This is a genomic window from Massilia sp. TS11 (assembly GCF_022012445.1).
GTDB lineage: Bacteria > Pseudomonadota > Gammaproteobacteria > Burkholderiales > Burkholderiaceae_D > Telluria.
In genome coordinates this window covers 479,837-495,328 of the sequence record NZ_JAKLTS010000001.1, presented here as the reverse complement: position 1 = coordinate 495,328, position 15,492 = coordinate 479,837, and the positions used below count along the sequence as shown (strand labels likewise).

The following is a 15,492-nucleotide window of genomic DNA, read 5'->3' as shown; positions in this document are numbered from 1 at the left end:
GGGAATCTGGCTCGTGCTGAAGGCGGCCAAGGCCTGGCTGCCGATGGCGGCGAATTGCGGTCCGTTGAGCGCGGCGATCTGGTCGCTGGCCAGCACGGCCGCCTGGTCGCTGCGCAGGCGCGCCAGCGCGGCACTGGACAAGGCCGGCAGGTCTTCGCTGTCGAGCCCCGCTACGCCCGCCGTCGACAAAGCGGCCAATTGCACGGGCAGCAGCGCCCCCACTTGCGCCGAACTGAAGGCCGCCGTCTGGGCCGAGCTGAGCGCGCGCAGGACGGCCGAAGACAAGGCCGCCACCTGGTTGGTGGAGAGCGCAGCGATCTGCTCGGTTGTCAGCGCGACGCTGCCAACCGCGGGTTCAGTCGAAAGAGTTGTCATGCCGGTCCGAAAAGGGCATCACCGCGATTAAAAATTGTCGCGGGACAATTATAACCCCATCCCCAGACCGGTTTTTAACGGAAGGAAATATTTCTCACTCAGCTTTGAGTGTTTCCGGCCGGCGCGGGGCGAGGTCATCCTGGCGCACGGCATAAGCTTCCGGCGCCAGCTTAGGTTTCGGCCGAAAAATCGCTTCCGTTAATCGGCTTTCGAGTTGGCCCAGGCGGACCGGTTTCACGACGAAGCCATCGGCATGCAATTCCAATGCACGTTTGACAATATTGGGGTCGGCCTGCAAGGCCAGCAGCACCACCGGCAGATCGTGGCGCGCCACCGTCGCGCCGCTGCGCACTTTCTGCAGCAGATCCATACCCGAGAGCGGCTCCATCTGCGCCTCGGTAATGATCAGGTCGTAGCGGCCGCGCGTCAGCTCGTCGAGCGCGCTCTGCACACGGCTGACGCTACGGATTTCGCCCGTATCGAAGCTGCGCTCACGCAGCAATTGCGTCACCGCCAAGCGTACATGTTCCTGGTCATCCACCACGAGCACACGCTTCCCGCTCAATATCCCCATGTTCGTGCTGATCTTGTTCCAAAGTGAAGTTATCACTTTACCCAATTGAAACCGGTTTGCCCACTGTCCTTTCGTGCAAATTTGTAATCAAGACTCGACTGTCTGATATCAAAAAATTGATTATTCGAAACTCTCATTACAAATGTGTTTACATTCTTCGTATTTACGATATGCTTGGAATTTTTGCCCGCACGCCCAACGAATCATGCCGATGCTTTTGGACACTCTACCTACCCTGCCCTTCCCCCTGGGACCGGCCGAACAGGCCGCCATTGACCGCTGCCTGCACCAGGTGGTGGCCGACAGCCGCCGCAACGAAGCGGTGGATGGCTTTGGCCGCTGTGCCGATTACGCCATCCTCGGCGCCAAGGTGCTGACGCAACTGCTCGGCCATCCCTACAGCCCGGTGGCCGGCGGCCAGATCATCGACTGCGGCGCGGACGAACACATCGTGATTTTCCCTGGCCGCGAGGCACGCCGCGGCATCAATCACCTGTCGCAGCTGATTCAATACCACTGCTGGATCAAGAGCGCGCGCGGCACGCGCGAGGAGATTGTCGACTTCACGGCGCGCCACGACGCCCTGTCGGCGCGCGCCTTCGGCAAAACTTTCCAGGGTGATCCGGGCCGCACCTACCAATGGGGCTGGCGCGAAGATTACGACCTGCCGATTCCGCCCGCGCTGCAGAACCACCCGGCCGCACGCGGCCGCAGCGGCTGGCTATGGGAAGACAGCGCCTGCACGCGTCTGCTGCGCGACTACGCGCGCGAAAATGCGGCGATGTACGAGGAATTGTGCGCGCGCGTGCTCGGCATGCTGACGCTGGAACTGGTCGCACCAAAGCCGCAGGCCAAGCCGAGCGCACCGCTGATGGTGATGGCGTCCGCGCCGCGCCCCACCGCCCTGCCGTTTGCCCGCAAGGCGGTGGCGCGCGCTTTCGAGACCTCGGAGCTTACGTCTTCTTCAGTGCTTTGAGCTGCTCTTCCGCATCGCCCTTGGCCTGCTTGGGCAGCTCCGGACGGAAGGCCAGCGCCTTCTCATAAGCTGCGATGGCCTTGGGTTTATCACCCAGCTGCTGCCAGCATTTGCCGATGCGATAGTGGGCGCCGGCCACCGGGTTGATGCCGAGTGCCTTGTCCAGCAACGGCAAGGCGTCCTTGGCCTTGCCTTGTTCCTGCAGCAGCTTGCCCATGCCGTAGTAACCCTGCCAGCTTTCCGCATGGCGCGTCATCAGTTCGCGGAACGCGCGCTCGGCTTCGGCGTACTTGCGGTCTTCCATGTACAGGTGGCCCGCGTTATTCAGGATGTTGCGCTGCTGCGTGGCCATGTCTTCGTTGCCACGCAGGTCAGCCGCCAGGGCCGTCGCCACGGCACGGTCGAAATTGCTTTCACTCAGGTCCATTGCGGCCTGCATCAGATTCGCAAAGGCAGGACGCACCTTGGCCGTCTCGGCGATGAAGTCACGTGCCTTGTCCTTGCCGCCACCAGCGATCGACGGCGCCATCAGATAGAACTGCAGCATCGAGCTGCGCGCGCCAAAGTTGTCCGGGTCCAGCTCCACGGCCTTCTTGAACGAATCCTTGATCTTGCCGACATAGCCCATCGCCGTGAACAAGCTGGCACGCTGGGCCTTCACGCCCAACATGTTGCCGAGCATTTCGTGGCAGGTCGATTCTTTCGGATGGGCCGCCACACATTGCTCGGCCAGCGCCACGCCCTCGTCAAACCGGGCTTCCTTGCCATCGGCCAGGATCACGCGCACCTTGGCGACCAGCGCACCGGCATTCCCCGGCTCGGCCGCCAGTTTGGCATTGGCCATCTTTTCGACGTCGGCAAACTTTCGTACTTTGAGCAGCGGGCTGTACTCATCGGCATGGGCCACAGCAAGGCTCGAACAAGCAAAAGACAGCAGAACAAGGCACTGGCGCAAAGGGTGGGTCACGGCGTGGATTCCTTTCATATGTATGGTATTTTTGACAAGACCACGCGCAGTGTGCCCGCCTTGAAACGGAGCGTCAAATTCAAAACGGTAAGGGAATGTAAACACTTGTGACACAATACGACACACGCCCTGGAGAGCCCGATGGACGCCTTATTTCTCTTCCCCGAAGCCCAGCCACGCGACCCGGCCGTCGAGGCCTGGCTGCACCAGCATGAGGGAGCGCTGGGCGCGCTGGCCCGCCATTGGTTTGGCGTCCTGCGCGCATGCGGCCCGGATGTGCGCGAACTGCTGCATGACGGCCATCCGACAGCCTGTGTCGGCACGGCGGCCTTCGCCTACATCAACGTGTTCAGCAAACACGTGAATCTGGGCTTCTTCCGCGGCGCCACGCTGGCGGACCCAGCCGGGCTGCTGCAAGGCACGGGCAAACGCATGCGGCATGTGAAGTTAATGCCGGAACAACCAATCGCATCCGCCTCAATCGAAGCCCTGATTGCCAGTGCCTACGCGGATATGCGGGCGCGCAGTTCAGGGAAGTAGGATGATGATGGCATACGCCGCGCAAGCCCACCCTATTGCGTCAGGAGCCCTGAGGAACGTGCCGCTGAACAAGCGAATGAGAAGTGGGTAGTATCTGGGTGATAACCCAATGAAAAAAGGCCTACGCTTGCGCGTAAGCCTTTGAATTCTTTTGGCTCCCCGACCTGGGCTCGAACCAGGGACCTGCGGATTAACAGTCCGTCGCTCTACCGACTGAGCTATCAGGGAAAAGATGCTGCATTATAGCGAGCCGGCAGGGCCTTGCCTAGGGGCGCTCTGCACGGCGCACCGATCAGTGCTAGCATCACGCAGTTTTCCGTTGTAATTACCGAGCACATGTCAATTCGCGCCCTGTTTCGTTTCGCTCCACTGGTCCTCGCCCTGCCCTTCGCCATCGGCGCGGCCCGTGCCGAATGTGACAAGACGCTGCGCGTCGCGTCGAGCGATTACCCGCCTTACATCTACAAGGATGCATCGGGTAAATGGGCGGGGCTGGACGTGGAATTGATGCAGGCGATCTTCAAGGAAGCCGATTGCAGCTACCGCTTTGCCCCCTTGGTGGCCCCGAAACGGATGGTGGAGATGGTCAGCAGCGGCCAGACCGACATCATGCTGGCCGCCTCCGATGCGGCCGAACGGCGGCGAGCCAATGTGTTTGGCCCGGTCTATCGGTATGAAACGGTGTCCCTGGTCGGCCTCGCGGGCAAGGTCGGCGCTTTCCGCGACGTGAAGGATTTCCATTCGCTCAAGGCGACCGGCGCGCGCCTGCTGCTGCCCAACGCCGGCTTCTTCGGCGATGACTACAATCGCATGCTGCCTTCGCTGCGCGCGGCGGACCAGGTGGTGGAATTCACTTATCTGGACCAGGGCATCCGCATGCTGGCGGCCGGACGCGGCGCCTTGATGATGAGCGATACCGGTGCGATCTTCGCCGCCGCCAAACGTGAACGTGTGGCGATCGAGGCGATCCCCTTCACGGTCACGCGCGCGCCGATCCACATGATGTTCAGCCGTGCCAGCGTCAGCGAGCACGACGTCAAGCAACTGAGCGAGGCCACCCTGCGTCTGGAGAAGCGCGGTGTGCTGCAGACGATCCGCAGCGCCTACGGCCTGCGCTAGTCGTCCATCCCCTTCCCTGCCAGAATCTTCGGGACGAATTTTTCGATGCGCGCGCTGCGCGTCTTGGCCTGCTTGGCATCGCCAAAGTGCAGCAGATAGGCACGCTGGCGCCCGGGCGTCAGCGCATCGAAGGCTGTCTTCAAGCCCGGCTCATCGACGAGCTTCTGCTGAAATTCCTCCGGCACCGCGAAGGCGGCGGTCTCCTTCATCGGCACCTTGAGCCCCGCCTGCTCTACCTGAACAGCCTCCTTCAGATAGGCCTTCAGCGTCGGCGTCAGCTTCTTGATGTCGGCCGCACTCCGGAAACGAATCTGACGCGCCGCCTGCACCTTGGCGGTTTGCTGTACCAAAATGCCTTTGGGGTCTTTCAGCAAAGCGCCCTTGAACAGCAGGTAGGCGCAATACTCCTTAAAGCCGTGAATCAGGACGATATTCGCGCCGCCGAGCGTGTAGCAGGGCGTGCCCCATTTCAGCTCTTCCGTTAATCCAGCGTCCAGCGCGATGGCGCGCAAGGCGGCAAATTCCTCGCCCCACTGCTTGGCCCGCGCAATAAAGGCATCGACTTTATCGTTCATGCATTCAGCTCCGTAATGGCAGGGCCGCACCAATAGCGACGAAGATGCCGCCGCAGGTGCGATTAAACCGGCGTCCCACTCGCTTGAGCCAGGGACGCACGCGATAAGCGGCACTGGCCAGCGCGAATTCGACAGCAAATTCAGTCGTGGCAAAGGTCAGTGCGACGACGACAAACTGCATGAACAGGCCGCGCGCCGGATCGATAAACTGCGGCAGAAAGGCGCTGAAAAACAGCAGACCTTTCGGATTGGTGGCCGCAGATAAGGCCCCTTGACGAAATAGCGACCAGCCATTGGCCTGGGATGCGGCGGTATCGAGCTCCACAGTGATTGGCGGTGCGCGCCAGACCTGAATGCCGAGCCAAACCAAATACGCGCCGCCGACCCACTTGAGCACGGTCAGCCAGACGAGCGAGGACTTGATCAGCGCACCGATACCGAACATGCACAAGGCAATCAGCACCGTGAAGCCGAGCGCCCCGCCCATGATCGTGAACAGCGTCTTGCGGCGCCCATGCAGCGCGCCGTGGGTCAGCGCCAGCAGGCCGTTCGGCCCGGGCGACACGGACAGGCCGATCGAAGCGATCAGAAAGATCAGCCAGGTTTCAAACCGCATCAGAGCCTCCGCATTCAGATAGCGACCGGCCGATACTACACCACCCATCCGCGAAAGTACCGTTCGGCGCCGCACATCCGAAATCGCACGCGAATACTGCCCATGCATGCGCGCGACTGGGTTAAACTTTTGGCACCATCCGCAATGCACAACACACACCCGTGAACGACGACCTCGATTTCGACGAAACCGCCTATCTCACCAACAATCAGGATGTGCGGCTTGCCGTCCAGCGCGGCATCTTCGCCTCGGGGCGCGAGCACTATGTCCGCTACGGGCGCGCCGAAGGTCGCAAAGGGCGGCCGCTGGTCGCGCGCGCGCCGCTCGACGCCGAGGCCTTCGACGAAGGCACTTACCTCTGGCTGCATCCGGACGTGCGCGCGGCCGTCGCTGCGGGACAATGGGCCAGCGGGTGGGAGCATTATCAGAAGGCGGGATGGGAGAGTGGCATGCGCATCGCCGGCCTGCAGCAGGCCACCAGCCATGCACTGCGCGATTACACCAAGCTCGTGCGCGACCTGATCGAGCAGTACCCGCATGACTATCCGCTGGCGATGGCGCGCGCCGTCGGTTCCCTGAGCCTGGCCGGCTATCACGAGGCGGGCGACCACCAGATCGCCGTCCTCAAACTTGCGGGCCTGCAGAACGGCCAAGCCGTGTATGACCTGGCCTGCGGATCGGGCAGAACCGCCGCGGCCCTGCAACGACATGGCTGGACGGGGAACTATCGCGGCGCGGATCTCGTCAAGGAACTAGTCGACTACGCTCGCGTGCAATGCCCGACGTTTGACTTCTTCGTCCATCGCGATTACTCGCTGCGCGCGCCCGATGCCAGCCTGGACATGGTCTACGCCTGGAGTCTGTTCACCCATTTGCAGCTGGAAGAGATCTACCTGTACGCCCAGGACGCGCATCGCGTGCTCAAGCCCGGCGGCATCTTCGCCTTCAGCGTGCTCACCCTCGATGCGGCGGCCCATCGCGACTTGCTGATAACGCGCGCCAATGCATTCAAATCTGGCGCGCCGATGCCGCACCTGGACTTTTTTGTGTCCCGCTCCATGATCGAAATCCTGATGACCGACATGCTCGGCTTCACCCTGCAGGACTGGATCGATGCCGATGATCCACGCGCCACCGGTTCCGTCGGTTTTGGTCAGGCGGTGGCCATCTACCGCAAATAGCGTGGCACCACCCGATCATCAGGGAGACATGATGCGCGCAGACGGATACACGGCAACGCGCGTCTCACGCCCGCTGGATTGGACTCAGCACGGGCGGGGCGCACGTAGAAACCGCGGCAAATGACCTCAGCCCTTCCCGCGGGCCTGCCGTAAGTAGTCGATTCGCTTCGTGTACACGTCAGTGAGGCAAAGAATATCGCCGCACTGGTTACGGACCTGCTTCAGCCATGCGTTCTGCGCGTTCTTCCAGCGCGTGCGCGCTTCGTTGGACTTCTGTTCAGCCAGGACGTCGCGGAACGCATTTGCCATCGACAAATCAAGTATCGAAATATCCTGGGATGAGCACACAAGACGTTCCGCGCCCTTGCCGGAGCGGTCGCAATCAAAACTCGGTCGCACTTTCGGTCTGGTGCTTGGCAAGGGGTCGTTCGCGCCCTGCCGGGGAAGAAGGCGGTCCTTGAGATCGCTGAAGATCTTCAGCCGGCACTCCGATGCGAGCTTGGTGGCATCCAGCAGATCCTTCTGCAACAGCCCCTGAAACTGTTCACTCTTCGTTTCTGCGCCCAGTTCAACTTTTGCGTCGACCAGATTCCTGAGCAGCCGGTTCAGGTCTGCTTTGGCACTCGCGTTGGCATTCAGCGAGGACTGGCTCCCCTGGTAACTTGGGTTGGCACACATTGAATTCGCAAATTCGCTGATGATTCGCAGCGATTTCTCAGTACTAACTAAATCCGATTGCGGCGCCGCGTACGCGACGCAAGTTGCCCCCGCAAGCAGCGTGAATGCCAGTGCTATTCTCTTTGCCATGATGTATTCGGCCCATTCTTGGAAATGAGCGGCGATGAAAGACTACTCGGACTGAATTTCCAGCTGATTCGGCAATTGGAGCGAAATCAGGCTGCACTCCTTTTCCAGAATTGCGACATCCTCTGAAAGCTTGCCGAAGAAGGAGCGCTTGCCCGCATCTTTGACGACAAAGATGGGCGGCGATCGGCGATGCGACGATAGGAAATAAGGTGAAAACACGGCACGCCGATCAGCGATATACACCGAGTGGCAATTGATCAAAGAGTGGCCGAGGATGCGCAACAGGCTGCGTCCACCATTGAGTTTTTGGAGCTCACGAATGGTGCTGAAAATTCGTTGGCGATACAGATCGGCTTGCATCCCGACTTTTCTTGAAAGGACAGGAATCAACTCCGATTCCGGGTGCACAAGAATGATCGTCGTCGTCTTTTCGGCATTCTCAAATCGCTCGCGCAGCGCGTCCGCGTTCCGCGATACCCAGCTATATCCATCCGCGAGCACCGCGACAAGGCATTGCGAATCCCGGATGATGGCCGCATAGCCGAATCCATCCGCATCATGGTAGGTTTCAACGAGGCCGAGAGCGGTATCGTGCTTGGCGAGTTTAATCGACTGATCCAGCGCATCCAGCCTTTGATCGACATGGGTCAGGCGGGCCTTGGCACCGACACTGAGCTCGCCTTTAATGTCTTCCACGATGCCGACGATCTCATTCTTGAATTCGCGTTTGACGATGAGCTGATCGATGATGTGCCATACGCCCAGAATGAAGAGCGCAGTCGCGAAATGTTCAAAGATTGCGACCCAAGGGCTCTTCGGCGCCAGGTGCATCGTCCCATCGGCGGCCTTGACGAATTGGACGGGTTCGAGGACGTGAATCCCGTAGATGATGGAGACGCTGGCCGCCAAGGCAAAGCCAGAGACCGCCAACATTGTCCGCGTGCCGAGGAAGTTTCTGTGCTTTTCTGTACTCATGAATTGATTTCAAGAAAACCTCCAGGCATTGTGCAATTGAAACAAACTTTCACACAAATGAATCATGCCAAAGTAAGCACATAGCTTGTATTTATCCAACAAATCAAAACAATCCGCGCGCCAATTCAAGAGACTTGCGTTGGATAGTTGACGTGGCCCGTTCAAGTTGGGGCAACGAAAAACACAAAAGGCCTACACACCGAAGCATGTAAGCCTTTGTTTTCATACGACTAAAGAATTCTGGCTCCCCGACCTGGGCTCGAACCAGGGACCTGCGGATTAACAGTCCGTCGCTCTACCGACTGAGCTATCGGGGATCAAAGAGGCCGTATTATGGGGCCGCGCCAGCGACTTGTCCAGTCCCCGCGACTAGGTCCTGAACCACAGCTCGCGCCGCTCCAGCGGGGTGGCGCTCGGCAGCAGCGGATTGACCAGATCGATCACGCGGCGCGCGGGCAGACGCGCCTGGCGCAGCAGCGGCTCGTGGTACTCGCGGAACAAACGATCGAAGCTGCCATCGGCCAGCATGCTCTCGAGCCCGGCGCGCAGGTCGTCGGCCAAGGCCGTGTTGGCCTTGTTCACAAAATAGTAGAAGGCGCTCGGATAGCGCAGCACCAGATGCGGCTCGACCACCAGGCCAAGACTGGCATTGGCCTCGGCCTCATTCCAGATTTCAATCACCGAACGCGGAAACACATCGACGCGCCCTGTCGCCAGCATTTTGAACATGCCGCCGTAGTCGGAACTCGGCTGCACGCGCAGGCCATTCGCGCGCAGGATGTCGGCGTCGGGCCAGTCATGCCCCTGCAGGAAAGTCAGCCCGCGCAGCGCATCGATATTGCGCACCTGGGCAAAGCGGGCGCGGTCGGCCGCGCGCACCAGCAGCAGGCGCCAGCCGATCAGGCCTTTGTAGATGGGGATGCGGATCGGCAGCAGGTCCTGCTCGCGCTGGCGCGAGGACATCGTCCACATCAGGTCGACCTGGCGGCCGGCCTGCAGTTCGAGCGTGGCCCGTCCCTGCGTCATCATGAAGGGCACGGGCTGGGCCAGATAGTGGCGGCTGCTGCGTCCGAGCGCCATTTCCAGCAGGCGCACCGGATAGTGCTCGAGGCCCTTGTGCTGCCACGGATGGTCGTTCTGCTCGGGACGCGGATAGTGGATCAGCTGGGCCGCGCGCGCGGACCGCAACGCAGGAAACGCCAGCCCCGCCGCCGCCGTCAGTATTTTGCGCCGCAGCATGAATCGATGTCGTCTAAATATGTATCCAACCCGCATGGTAACAGGCTCCCTGCCCTGCGGCCAGCGTCGCGCGCCGCGTAAGGATGGCGTAGGATTCAGGGTGTATCTGTAAGACTCTTTTGCGAAATTCCTGCCATGCTGCTAGCCATCCTGACCGACCTGCATTCCAACCGCGAGGCCACCGAGGCCGTGCTCGACCACGCCCTTGCCCAGAAGGCCGATGCGTTTGCCTTTCTTGGCGACCTCGTCGGCTATGGCGCCGATCCGGCCTGGGTGGTCGATACCGTCATGGATTACGCGCGCCGCGGCGCCTACGTGGTGATGGGCAATCACGACCAGGCCGTGGCCGAGGCCGACCGGCCCGGCATGACCCCGGCCGCGCGCGAAGCCGTCAGCTGGACGCGCAATCAGCTGTCGCCGGCCCAGCTCGACTTCCTGCGCACGCTGCCGCTGCAGCGCGAGATGGGCGACATTCAGTTCGTGCACGCCAATGCCTTCTCGCCCGCCACCTGGGACTACATCGACGGCGCGCTCGAAGCCACGCGCAGCATGAACGCCACGCGCCACATGCTGACCTTCTGTGGCCACGTGCACACGCCCGCTCTCTACCACATGACGATGACCGGCAAGACCGGCATCTTCACGCCCCAGGTGGACGAGTCGATTCCGCTGTCGCGCCAGCGCCGCTGGCTGGCGATTCCGGGCGCCGTCGGCCAGCCGCGCGACGGCAACCCGGCCGCGGCCTATGCCCTGTTCGATACGCGCGCCTACGAGCTGCGCTTTCACCGCGTGCCCTACGAAGCGGAACGGGCCGCGTCCAAAATCCGCGCCGCCGGCTTGCCGCCGGCGCTGGCACAACGTCTGCTGACGGGGGATTGATGAGCGAAACGGCCGAGGCCACCACCACACACGTCAGGCTGGAACCGGGCATGGAGGTTGACGGTTACCGGCTCGAGGAAAAACTGCATACGGGCGGCATGGCCGCGCTGTGGCGCATCACCGACCTGGAACGGCGCCACCCGGACCTGGGCGACACCCGCCTGATCATGAAGGTGCCGCGCCTGTTCACGAGCGACGACCCGACCGCCATCGTGGCCTTCGAGGTCGAGCAGATGATCATGCCCAAGCTCAAGGGCAAACATGTGCCGCGCTATTTCGGCGCCGGCGGCTTCGATGCCCAGCCGTACATCGTGATGGAGCAGATCGACGGCGCCTCGCTGCGCGCCCGCCTCGACGAAGCGCCGCTGCCCTGGCAGGAAGTGGTCAACTTTGGCATCCGCGTCGCCCAGGCCCTGCAGGACCTGCACAAGCAGCATGTGATCCACCTCGACATCAAGCCCTCGAACATCATGATCAAGCCGGACGGAACGGCCGTGCTGATCGACTTCGGCCTGTCGCGCCACGACAAGCTGCCCGACCTGCTCGACGAGGAATTCCACCTGCCCTTCGGCACTGGCCCCTACATCTCGCCCGAGCAGGTGCTGGGCGTGCGCAACGAGCCGCGCTCGGACCTGTTCGCGCTGGGCGTGCTGATGTACCACCTGGCCACCGGCCAGCGCCCGTATGGCCATCCGACCAAGGTGTCGGCGCTGAAGAAACGCATCTGGCGCGACCCGATACCGCCGCGCGTGCTCAATCCCGACATTCCCAAGTGGTTCCAGGAGATCATCCTGCGCTGCCTCGAAGTGAAGCCGGCCAACCGCTTCGACACGGCGGCCCAACTCGCCTTCATGCTGGCCCACTCCGACCAGCTGCCGCTGACGGCGCGGGCCGACAAGGCGCGCCAGGACAGCCTGATGACGATGATGAAGCGGCGCTTCGCGATGGCCGGGGTCGAGACTATCGTGCAGCAAGGCGCCTCGGTGCAGCTGACCAAGGCGCCGATCATCATGGTGGCGCTCGACCTGAACTGCACGTCCGATCTGGCCAAAGGCGTGCTCGACATCACCGACCGCATGCTGCAGTCGAAGTCGGGCGCGCGCCTGGCCTGCGTCACGGTGCGCAAGGTCAACCGCATCGGCATGGATGACAGCCTGATCCAGGATGGCCAGAACATCCACGTCAAGCAACTGGTGGAATTGAAGAACTGGGCGCGCCCGCTCGGCCTCACGCCCGACCGCATCACCTACCACGTACTGGAGGCGCCGGACGCGGCCACGGCGATCGTCACCTACGCTAACGACAACAACGTCGACCACATCATCGTCGGCTCGCGCGGCAGCTCGGCGCTGCGGCGCTATCTGGGCAGCGTCTCCTCGCAGGTAGTAGCCGAAGCCAACTGCACGGTCACCGTCGTCAAGGTCGAACCTAGCTGAAAAGAAAAATCGGGGTCAGACCCCGATTTCCCCATCAAGCAAGTCCTCTTGCCGCGCGGAGAAATCGGGGTCTGACCCCGATTTGTTTAAGCGGAAATTTGGCTTACATGCCGAGCGACTTCAGCAGCTCGTCGGCGTCGCTCGCTTCGTTCACGTGGGCAGTCGTGCTGGCGCCTTTCTGCTGCTGTTCGGCCAGCAGGGCGTCCGGGTCCTGCACTTCGCTCGCGTCGAAATCGTGCAGCTTGATGAACTCGGTACGGTCGATCGCCAGTTCCAGATAGAAGATGTTGTTCTTTTCGGTGTAGAAGGACACGCGGCGCATCTCGGGGCGGTCGAGCGGGGTGTCGACCTGCAGCATCACCTGCTTGGTCAGCACCAGCATCTTCGGCTGGTTCTGGGTGATGTTGGTCTGCAGCTCGCGCCGGATCTTGCCGGTGAAGTCACCGACGATCTGGTTCATCAGCTCGCCCAGGATATTGGCCACCTCGTCCGAGGTGTAGGAACCGGCCAGCTCCGACTTGGGCATGCCCATGTGCAGCATGTAGCGCTCGTAGATCTCCATCGCCGTTTCGGCCGCGAAGTTGAGCACGACCAGGCCGGTGAAGCCGCCATCGAACAGGACGAAGCAGCCGATGTCCGGCTTCAGCCCGATCTTGGTGATCCGCTGCACCATCGCCGAGTAATGCACCTTGCTCTGCGTAGCGAAATTGAGCACCCGCGTGACCGAATTGCACAAGCTCGTCAGCAGGTCTTCCGTGCCGTACACCACGCGCTTGTCATCGACTTCGTCCATTGCCATCCCCTTTTGCACCATTTTTTGACTGCTTTACCTGTCTATACCGAAGCATACCGGAGAATTCTCAGCCGACAAAGCAAAATGCCCTGTGCCAAAAGCGCCACGGCGAGTGCTTCAGCGCTGCGGCGCCGGCCCCAGCAGGCGTGCGATGGCGGCATCGAGCACACTGTCTCCGCCGCCCTGCAGCTGGTCGCTGAGTTTGGCGTTGAGCACGATGTCGGGCGCAATGCCCTGGCCGTCGAACAACTGGCCATCGGCCGTGAAGGAGGCCATCTGGGTCAGGGTCAGCTTGAGTTTTGAATTTGGCAACACGTACTCGGCCATGCGCCCGCTGCCGCCGCCGCTGGCCGTGCCCATCAGGGTGACGTGCGGATGGCCCTTCAAGGCGCCGAGGAAATTGTCGGTCGCGCTGAAGACCTCGGCATCCTGCAGCACGATGACCGGCTGGGTGTAGCTGCCGTGGCGCGTGCTCGGGTGGATGGCCATCACATGCCAGTCGCTGAATTTTCCGGGCGCCAGCGGCCAGGCCGGCTGCCAGTGCGCGAGATGGGTGCGGATCTGCTCGGCTTCCTGCGGACTCCAGACGGCGCTGCTGGCCGGGTACAGGCCGCGCTCGTACAGGCCAAGGAAACCGCCGCGGTTCGGCGCCGGCAGCGCCAGCGGCAGACGGTAGGCGGCCACGTTGATGATCTTCATCGGGCTGCCGGGCGCCATCAACCAGGGCAAAATGGTCCGGATGCCGTCCTGAACGCCGCCGCTATTGCCGCGCACGTCGATAATCAGGCCGCGCGTCGCGCCGATGCTCGCCATCCAGCTGTCGATCTTCTGGAAAAACTCGGGGCCCTCGTTCATCGACGCGAGCCGCAGATAGGCGATGTTGTTCGGCAGGATCGCTGTCTCGTGCTGGGGCCACACCGGCGGCGCCGGCGGATTCTTGGCAGCCAGCGCGACCGGCACGTCCAGCGTGTCCGCAGCCTCGGCCGCACTCAGCGTCAGCCGAAACGTTGCGGAGGGCCGCTGCAATTGGCGGGCGACGACGCCGAGGCGGCGCAATTGCTCCAGCGCCAGCACGCGCCGGCGCTGCGGCGAGGATTGGCTGACGATCTCCTCGGCGGCCGCCAGCCACTGCGCCGCTGCAATGCCATTGATGGCCGCCAGGTAGGGATGCGCTGCATCGAGCAAGCCGCTGCGGTCGTACTTCAGCACAGCGACGCGCTCGCCATCCATCACAAAGCGCAAGGGCACGCGCGGCTCACTGGCCACGGGCAGGCCGCTGTGCGAGTCGCCAAACACATGCATCAGGCGCGCCACGCGATGCTGAAAGGTATGCACTGGCAGCTCGGAGGGGATGCTGGCACGCAGGGCATCGAGCGCCGCGCGGTAGTCGACCTGGCGCCGCTCGAGGTAGGAGTAGCAGTTCTCGAGCAAGAGCTCGAGATCATCGACATCCGCAAGCAGCGCCGCACGCGGCAGTACCGGGCCCGCGCTGCCCTCGGGCGTGTCGGCAATAAAGCGCCAGCGCGCATCGATCTGGCTGGGCAGTGGGCGGCGCACGGGCTGGATCGCCAGGTCCTTGCGCGCCTGAACGTGGGCGCGGATCCAGGCATACACCACGTCCATGTCGTCGGGCGCAGCGCGCCGGGCCAGCTCGAGGATGCGCCAGTAGCGCGTGTCGGCCGTGGTACCGCCCTGCTCCAGATAGCGCTCGAGCGCGGCCAGCGCCAGCAGTGCGTAGCCGGCGCGGTCCGTATCGCCCGCGAGCAGCAGGTCGAGGCAGTGCTCGATGTCGCCCTTGCTCAGGCTGGCATAGGCGCGCGTGTAGGGATCATCCGGCAGCGCTTCGCCGGGCGCATAGGCGCGCAGCGCCAGGTCGAACACGATGTCGCTGCTGGTCGGTCCGACCTGATGGATTTCCACGGCCAGGATATTCGCGCCCTGGCGCAGCGGCAGCGTCTGGGCTGGCAGCCAATGGCGCTGGTATTCGATCTCATTGCCATACTGGACGACCGACGCGGCCAGAGTCTGCGCCGTGACCGGCCCGGCCGGCATATTGCTACGCAAGACCTCCACGCCGTTCCAGTACAGCACCGCCCCATCATCGCGGCGCAGATCGATACTCAGCTGCGCGATCTGCTTGGGGTCGGCAATGTCGACCTGGCGCCGGAAATACGTGGTGATCGCTTTCGCCCGCGCATCCGGTCCATAGGCCAGGGTCGTCAGATTGCCGGGATGGCCATAGCCGAGCGGCGCGGCACCCGACTTCCAGCCCGCCTCGTTCAAGCGGCGATGCCAATCGGGCGTGGCAGCTTTGCCATCATCGAGATACTCCCACCGACTTGCCGCACCGGGCGCGACCAGAACGACGGCCGCATGGCCGGGCAAGCTGAAAAACAAGAACAGGCAGCACAGCCACCGGAAGCAGGCGGCGCGAGGAAAA

The 15,492-nt window shown here is 62.4% G+C and carries 15 protein-coding genes, 2 tRNA genes and 1 pseudogene; 6 read left to right on the top strand and 12 right to left on the bottom strand.

Annotation, left to right across the window (positions count from 1 at the left end; genetic code table 11):
• Positions 1-78: 78 nt before the first annotated feature.
• Both LZ005_RS21845 and LZ005_RS02280 read right to left on the bottom strand, forming a co-directional pair.
• Positions 79-375 (bottom strand): annotated as a pseudogene (locus LZ005_RS21845) (hypothetical protein); the annotation flags it as partial.
• A 94-nt stretch (positions 376-469) separates the two neighbouring features.
• Positions 470-949 carry a response regulator gene (locus LZ005_RS02280; protein WP_237804253.1) on the bottom strand — a complete coding sequence of 160 codons (480 nt, stop codon included), beginning with the start codon at positions 947-949 and terminating at the stop codon, positions 470-472.
• A gap of 205 nt (positions 950-1,154) precedes the next feature.
• On the opposite strand from LZ005_RS02280, the gene LZ005_RS02275 reads away from it, so the two are divergent.
• Positions 1,155-1,925 carry a hypothetical protein gene (locus LZ005_RS02275; protein ID WP_237804251.1) on the top strand — a complete coding sequence of 257 codons (771 nt, stop codon included), beginning with the start codon at positions 1,155-1,157 and terminating at the stop codon, positions 1,923-1,925.
• On the opposite strand, the gene LZ005_RS21840 is transcribed toward LZ005_RS02275, so the two are convergent.
• Positions 1,903-2,832, bottom strand: coding sequence for a tetratricopeptide repeat protein (locus tag LZ005_RS21840; protein ID WP_237804249.1), 930 nt, complete (start codon positions 2,830-2,832; stop codon positions 1,903-1,905). The two genes, LZ005_RS02275 and LZ005_RS21840, sit on opposite strands and share 23 nt — an antisense overlap.
• A 201-nt stretch (positions 2,833-3,033) precedes the next feature.
• Between LZ005_RS21840 and LZ005_RS02265 the strand changes: the two genes are divergently transcribed.
• Complete coding sequence (locus tag LZ005_RS02265; RefSeq protein ID WP_237804247.1) at positions 3,034-3,432, top strand: DUF1801 domain-containing protein; 399 nt, start codon at positions 3,034-3,036, stop codon at positions 3,430-3,432.
• A 152-nt stretch (positions 3,433-3,584) separates the two neighbouring features.
• Here LZ005_RS02265 and LZ005_RS02260 read toward each other — a convergent pair.
• Positions 3,585-3,660: transfer RNA gene (locus tag LZ005_RS02260), tRNA-Asn, on the bottom strand.
• A gap of 108 nt (positions 3,661-3,768) precedes the next feature.
• On the opposite strand from LZ005_RS02260, the gene LZ005_RS02255 reads away from it, so the two are divergent.
• The gene (locus LZ005_RS02255) at positions 3,769-4,551 is read left to right on the top strand and encodes an ABC transporter substrate-binding protein (RefSeq protein WP_237804245.1); all 783 of its coding nucleotides are present in this window, start codon (positions 3,769-3,771) and stop codon (positions 4,549-4,551) included.
• On the opposite strand, the gene LZ005_RS02250 is transcribed toward LZ005_RS02255, so the two are convergent.
• Together LZ005_RS02250 and LZ005_RS02245 are read right to left on the bottom strand one after the other, a co-directional pair.
• Complete coding sequence (locus LZ005_RS02250; RefSeq protein WP_237804243.1) at positions 4,548-5,126, bottom strand: YdeI family protein; 579 nt, start codon at positions 5,124-5,126, stop codon at positions 4,548-4,550. The two genes, LZ005_RS02255 and LZ005_RS02250, sit on opposite strands and share 4 nt — an antisense overlap.
• A 4-nt stretch (positions 5,127-5,130) precedes the next feature.
• Positions 5,131-5,742, bottom strand: coding sequence for a LysE family translocator (locus LZ005_RS02245; protein WP_237804241.1), 612 nt, complete (start codon positions 5,740-5,742; stop codon positions 5,131-5,133).
• A 161-nt stretch (positions 5,743-5,903) separates the two neighbouring features.
• On the opposite strand from LZ005_RS02245, the gene LZ005_RS21590 reads away from it, so the two are divergent.
• On the top strand, positions 5,904-6,923 hold the full coding sequence (locus LZ005_RS21590) for a class I SAM-dependent methyltransferase (protein WP_237804239.1): 1,020 nt from the start codon (positions 5,904-5,906) through the stop codon (positions 6,921-6,923).
• A 126-nt stretch (positions 6,924-7,049) separates the two neighbouring features.
• Here LZ005_RS21590 and LZ005_RS02235 read toward each other — a convergent pair whose 3' ends face one another.
• From LZ005_RS02235 to LZ005_RS02220, 4 genes are all read right to left on the bottom strand, one after another.
• Complete coding sequence (locus tag LZ005_RS02235; protein ID WP_237804237.1) at positions 7,050-7,730, bottom strand: lysozyme inhibitor LprI family protein; 681 nt, start codon at positions 7,728-7,730, stop codon at positions 7,050-7,052.
• 42 nt (positions 7,731-7,772) lie between these two features.
• Positions 7,773-8,705, bottom strand: coding sequence for a hypothetical protein (locus LZ005_RS02230; RefSeq protein ID WP_237804235.1), 933 nt, complete (start codon positions 8,703-8,705; stop codon positions 7,773-7,775).
• A 241-nt stretch (positions 8,706-8,946) separates the two neighbouring features.
• Positions 8,947-9,022: transfer RNA gene (locus LZ005_RS02225), tRNA-Asn, on the bottom strand.
• A gap of 52 nt (positions 9,023-9,074) precedes the next feature.
• Positions 9,075-9,944, bottom strand: coding sequence for an ABC transporter substrate-binding protein (locus LZ005_RS02220; protein ID WP_237804233.1), 870 nt, complete (start codon positions 9,942-9,944; stop codon positions 9,075-9,077).
• A gap of 135 nt (positions 9,945-10,079) precedes the next feature.
• Between LZ005_RS02220 and LZ005_RS02215 the strand changes: the two genes are divergently transcribed.
• Together LZ005_RS02215 and LZ005_RS02210 are read left to right on the top strand one after the other, a co-directional pair.
• Positions 10,080-10,823 (top strand): metallophosphoesterase, encoded by a 744-nt coding sequence (locus LZ005_RS02215; RefSeq protein WP_237804231.1) that lies wholly within the window; start codon positions 10,080-10,082, stop codon positions 10,821-10,823.
• Positions 10,824-10,873: 50 nt separating this feature from the next.
• Complete coding sequence (locus tag LZ005_RS02210) at positions 10,874-12,259, top strand: bifunctional serine/threonine-protein kinase/universal stress protein (protein WP_237804230.1); 1,386 nt, start codon at positions 10,874-10,876, stop codon at positions 12,257-12,259.
• Positions 12,260-12,362: 103 nt separating this feature from the next.
• Here the strand turns inward: LZ005_RS02210 and LZ005_RS02205 are convergent, their stop codons facing one another.
• Positions 12,363-13,052, bottom strand: coding sequence for a DUF3334 family protein (locus tag LZ005_RS02205; RefSeq protein ID WP_237804228.1), 690 nt, complete (start codon positions 13,050-13,052; stop codon positions 12,363-12,365).
• A gap of 117 nt (positions 13,053-13,169) precedes the next feature.
• Entirely contained in the window at positions 13,170-15,449 is a 2,280-nt protein-coding gene (locus LZ005_RS02200; RefSeq protein ID WP_237804226.1) for a S41 family peptidase, read from the bottom strand.
• Positions 15,450-15,492: the final 43 nt, after the last annotated feature.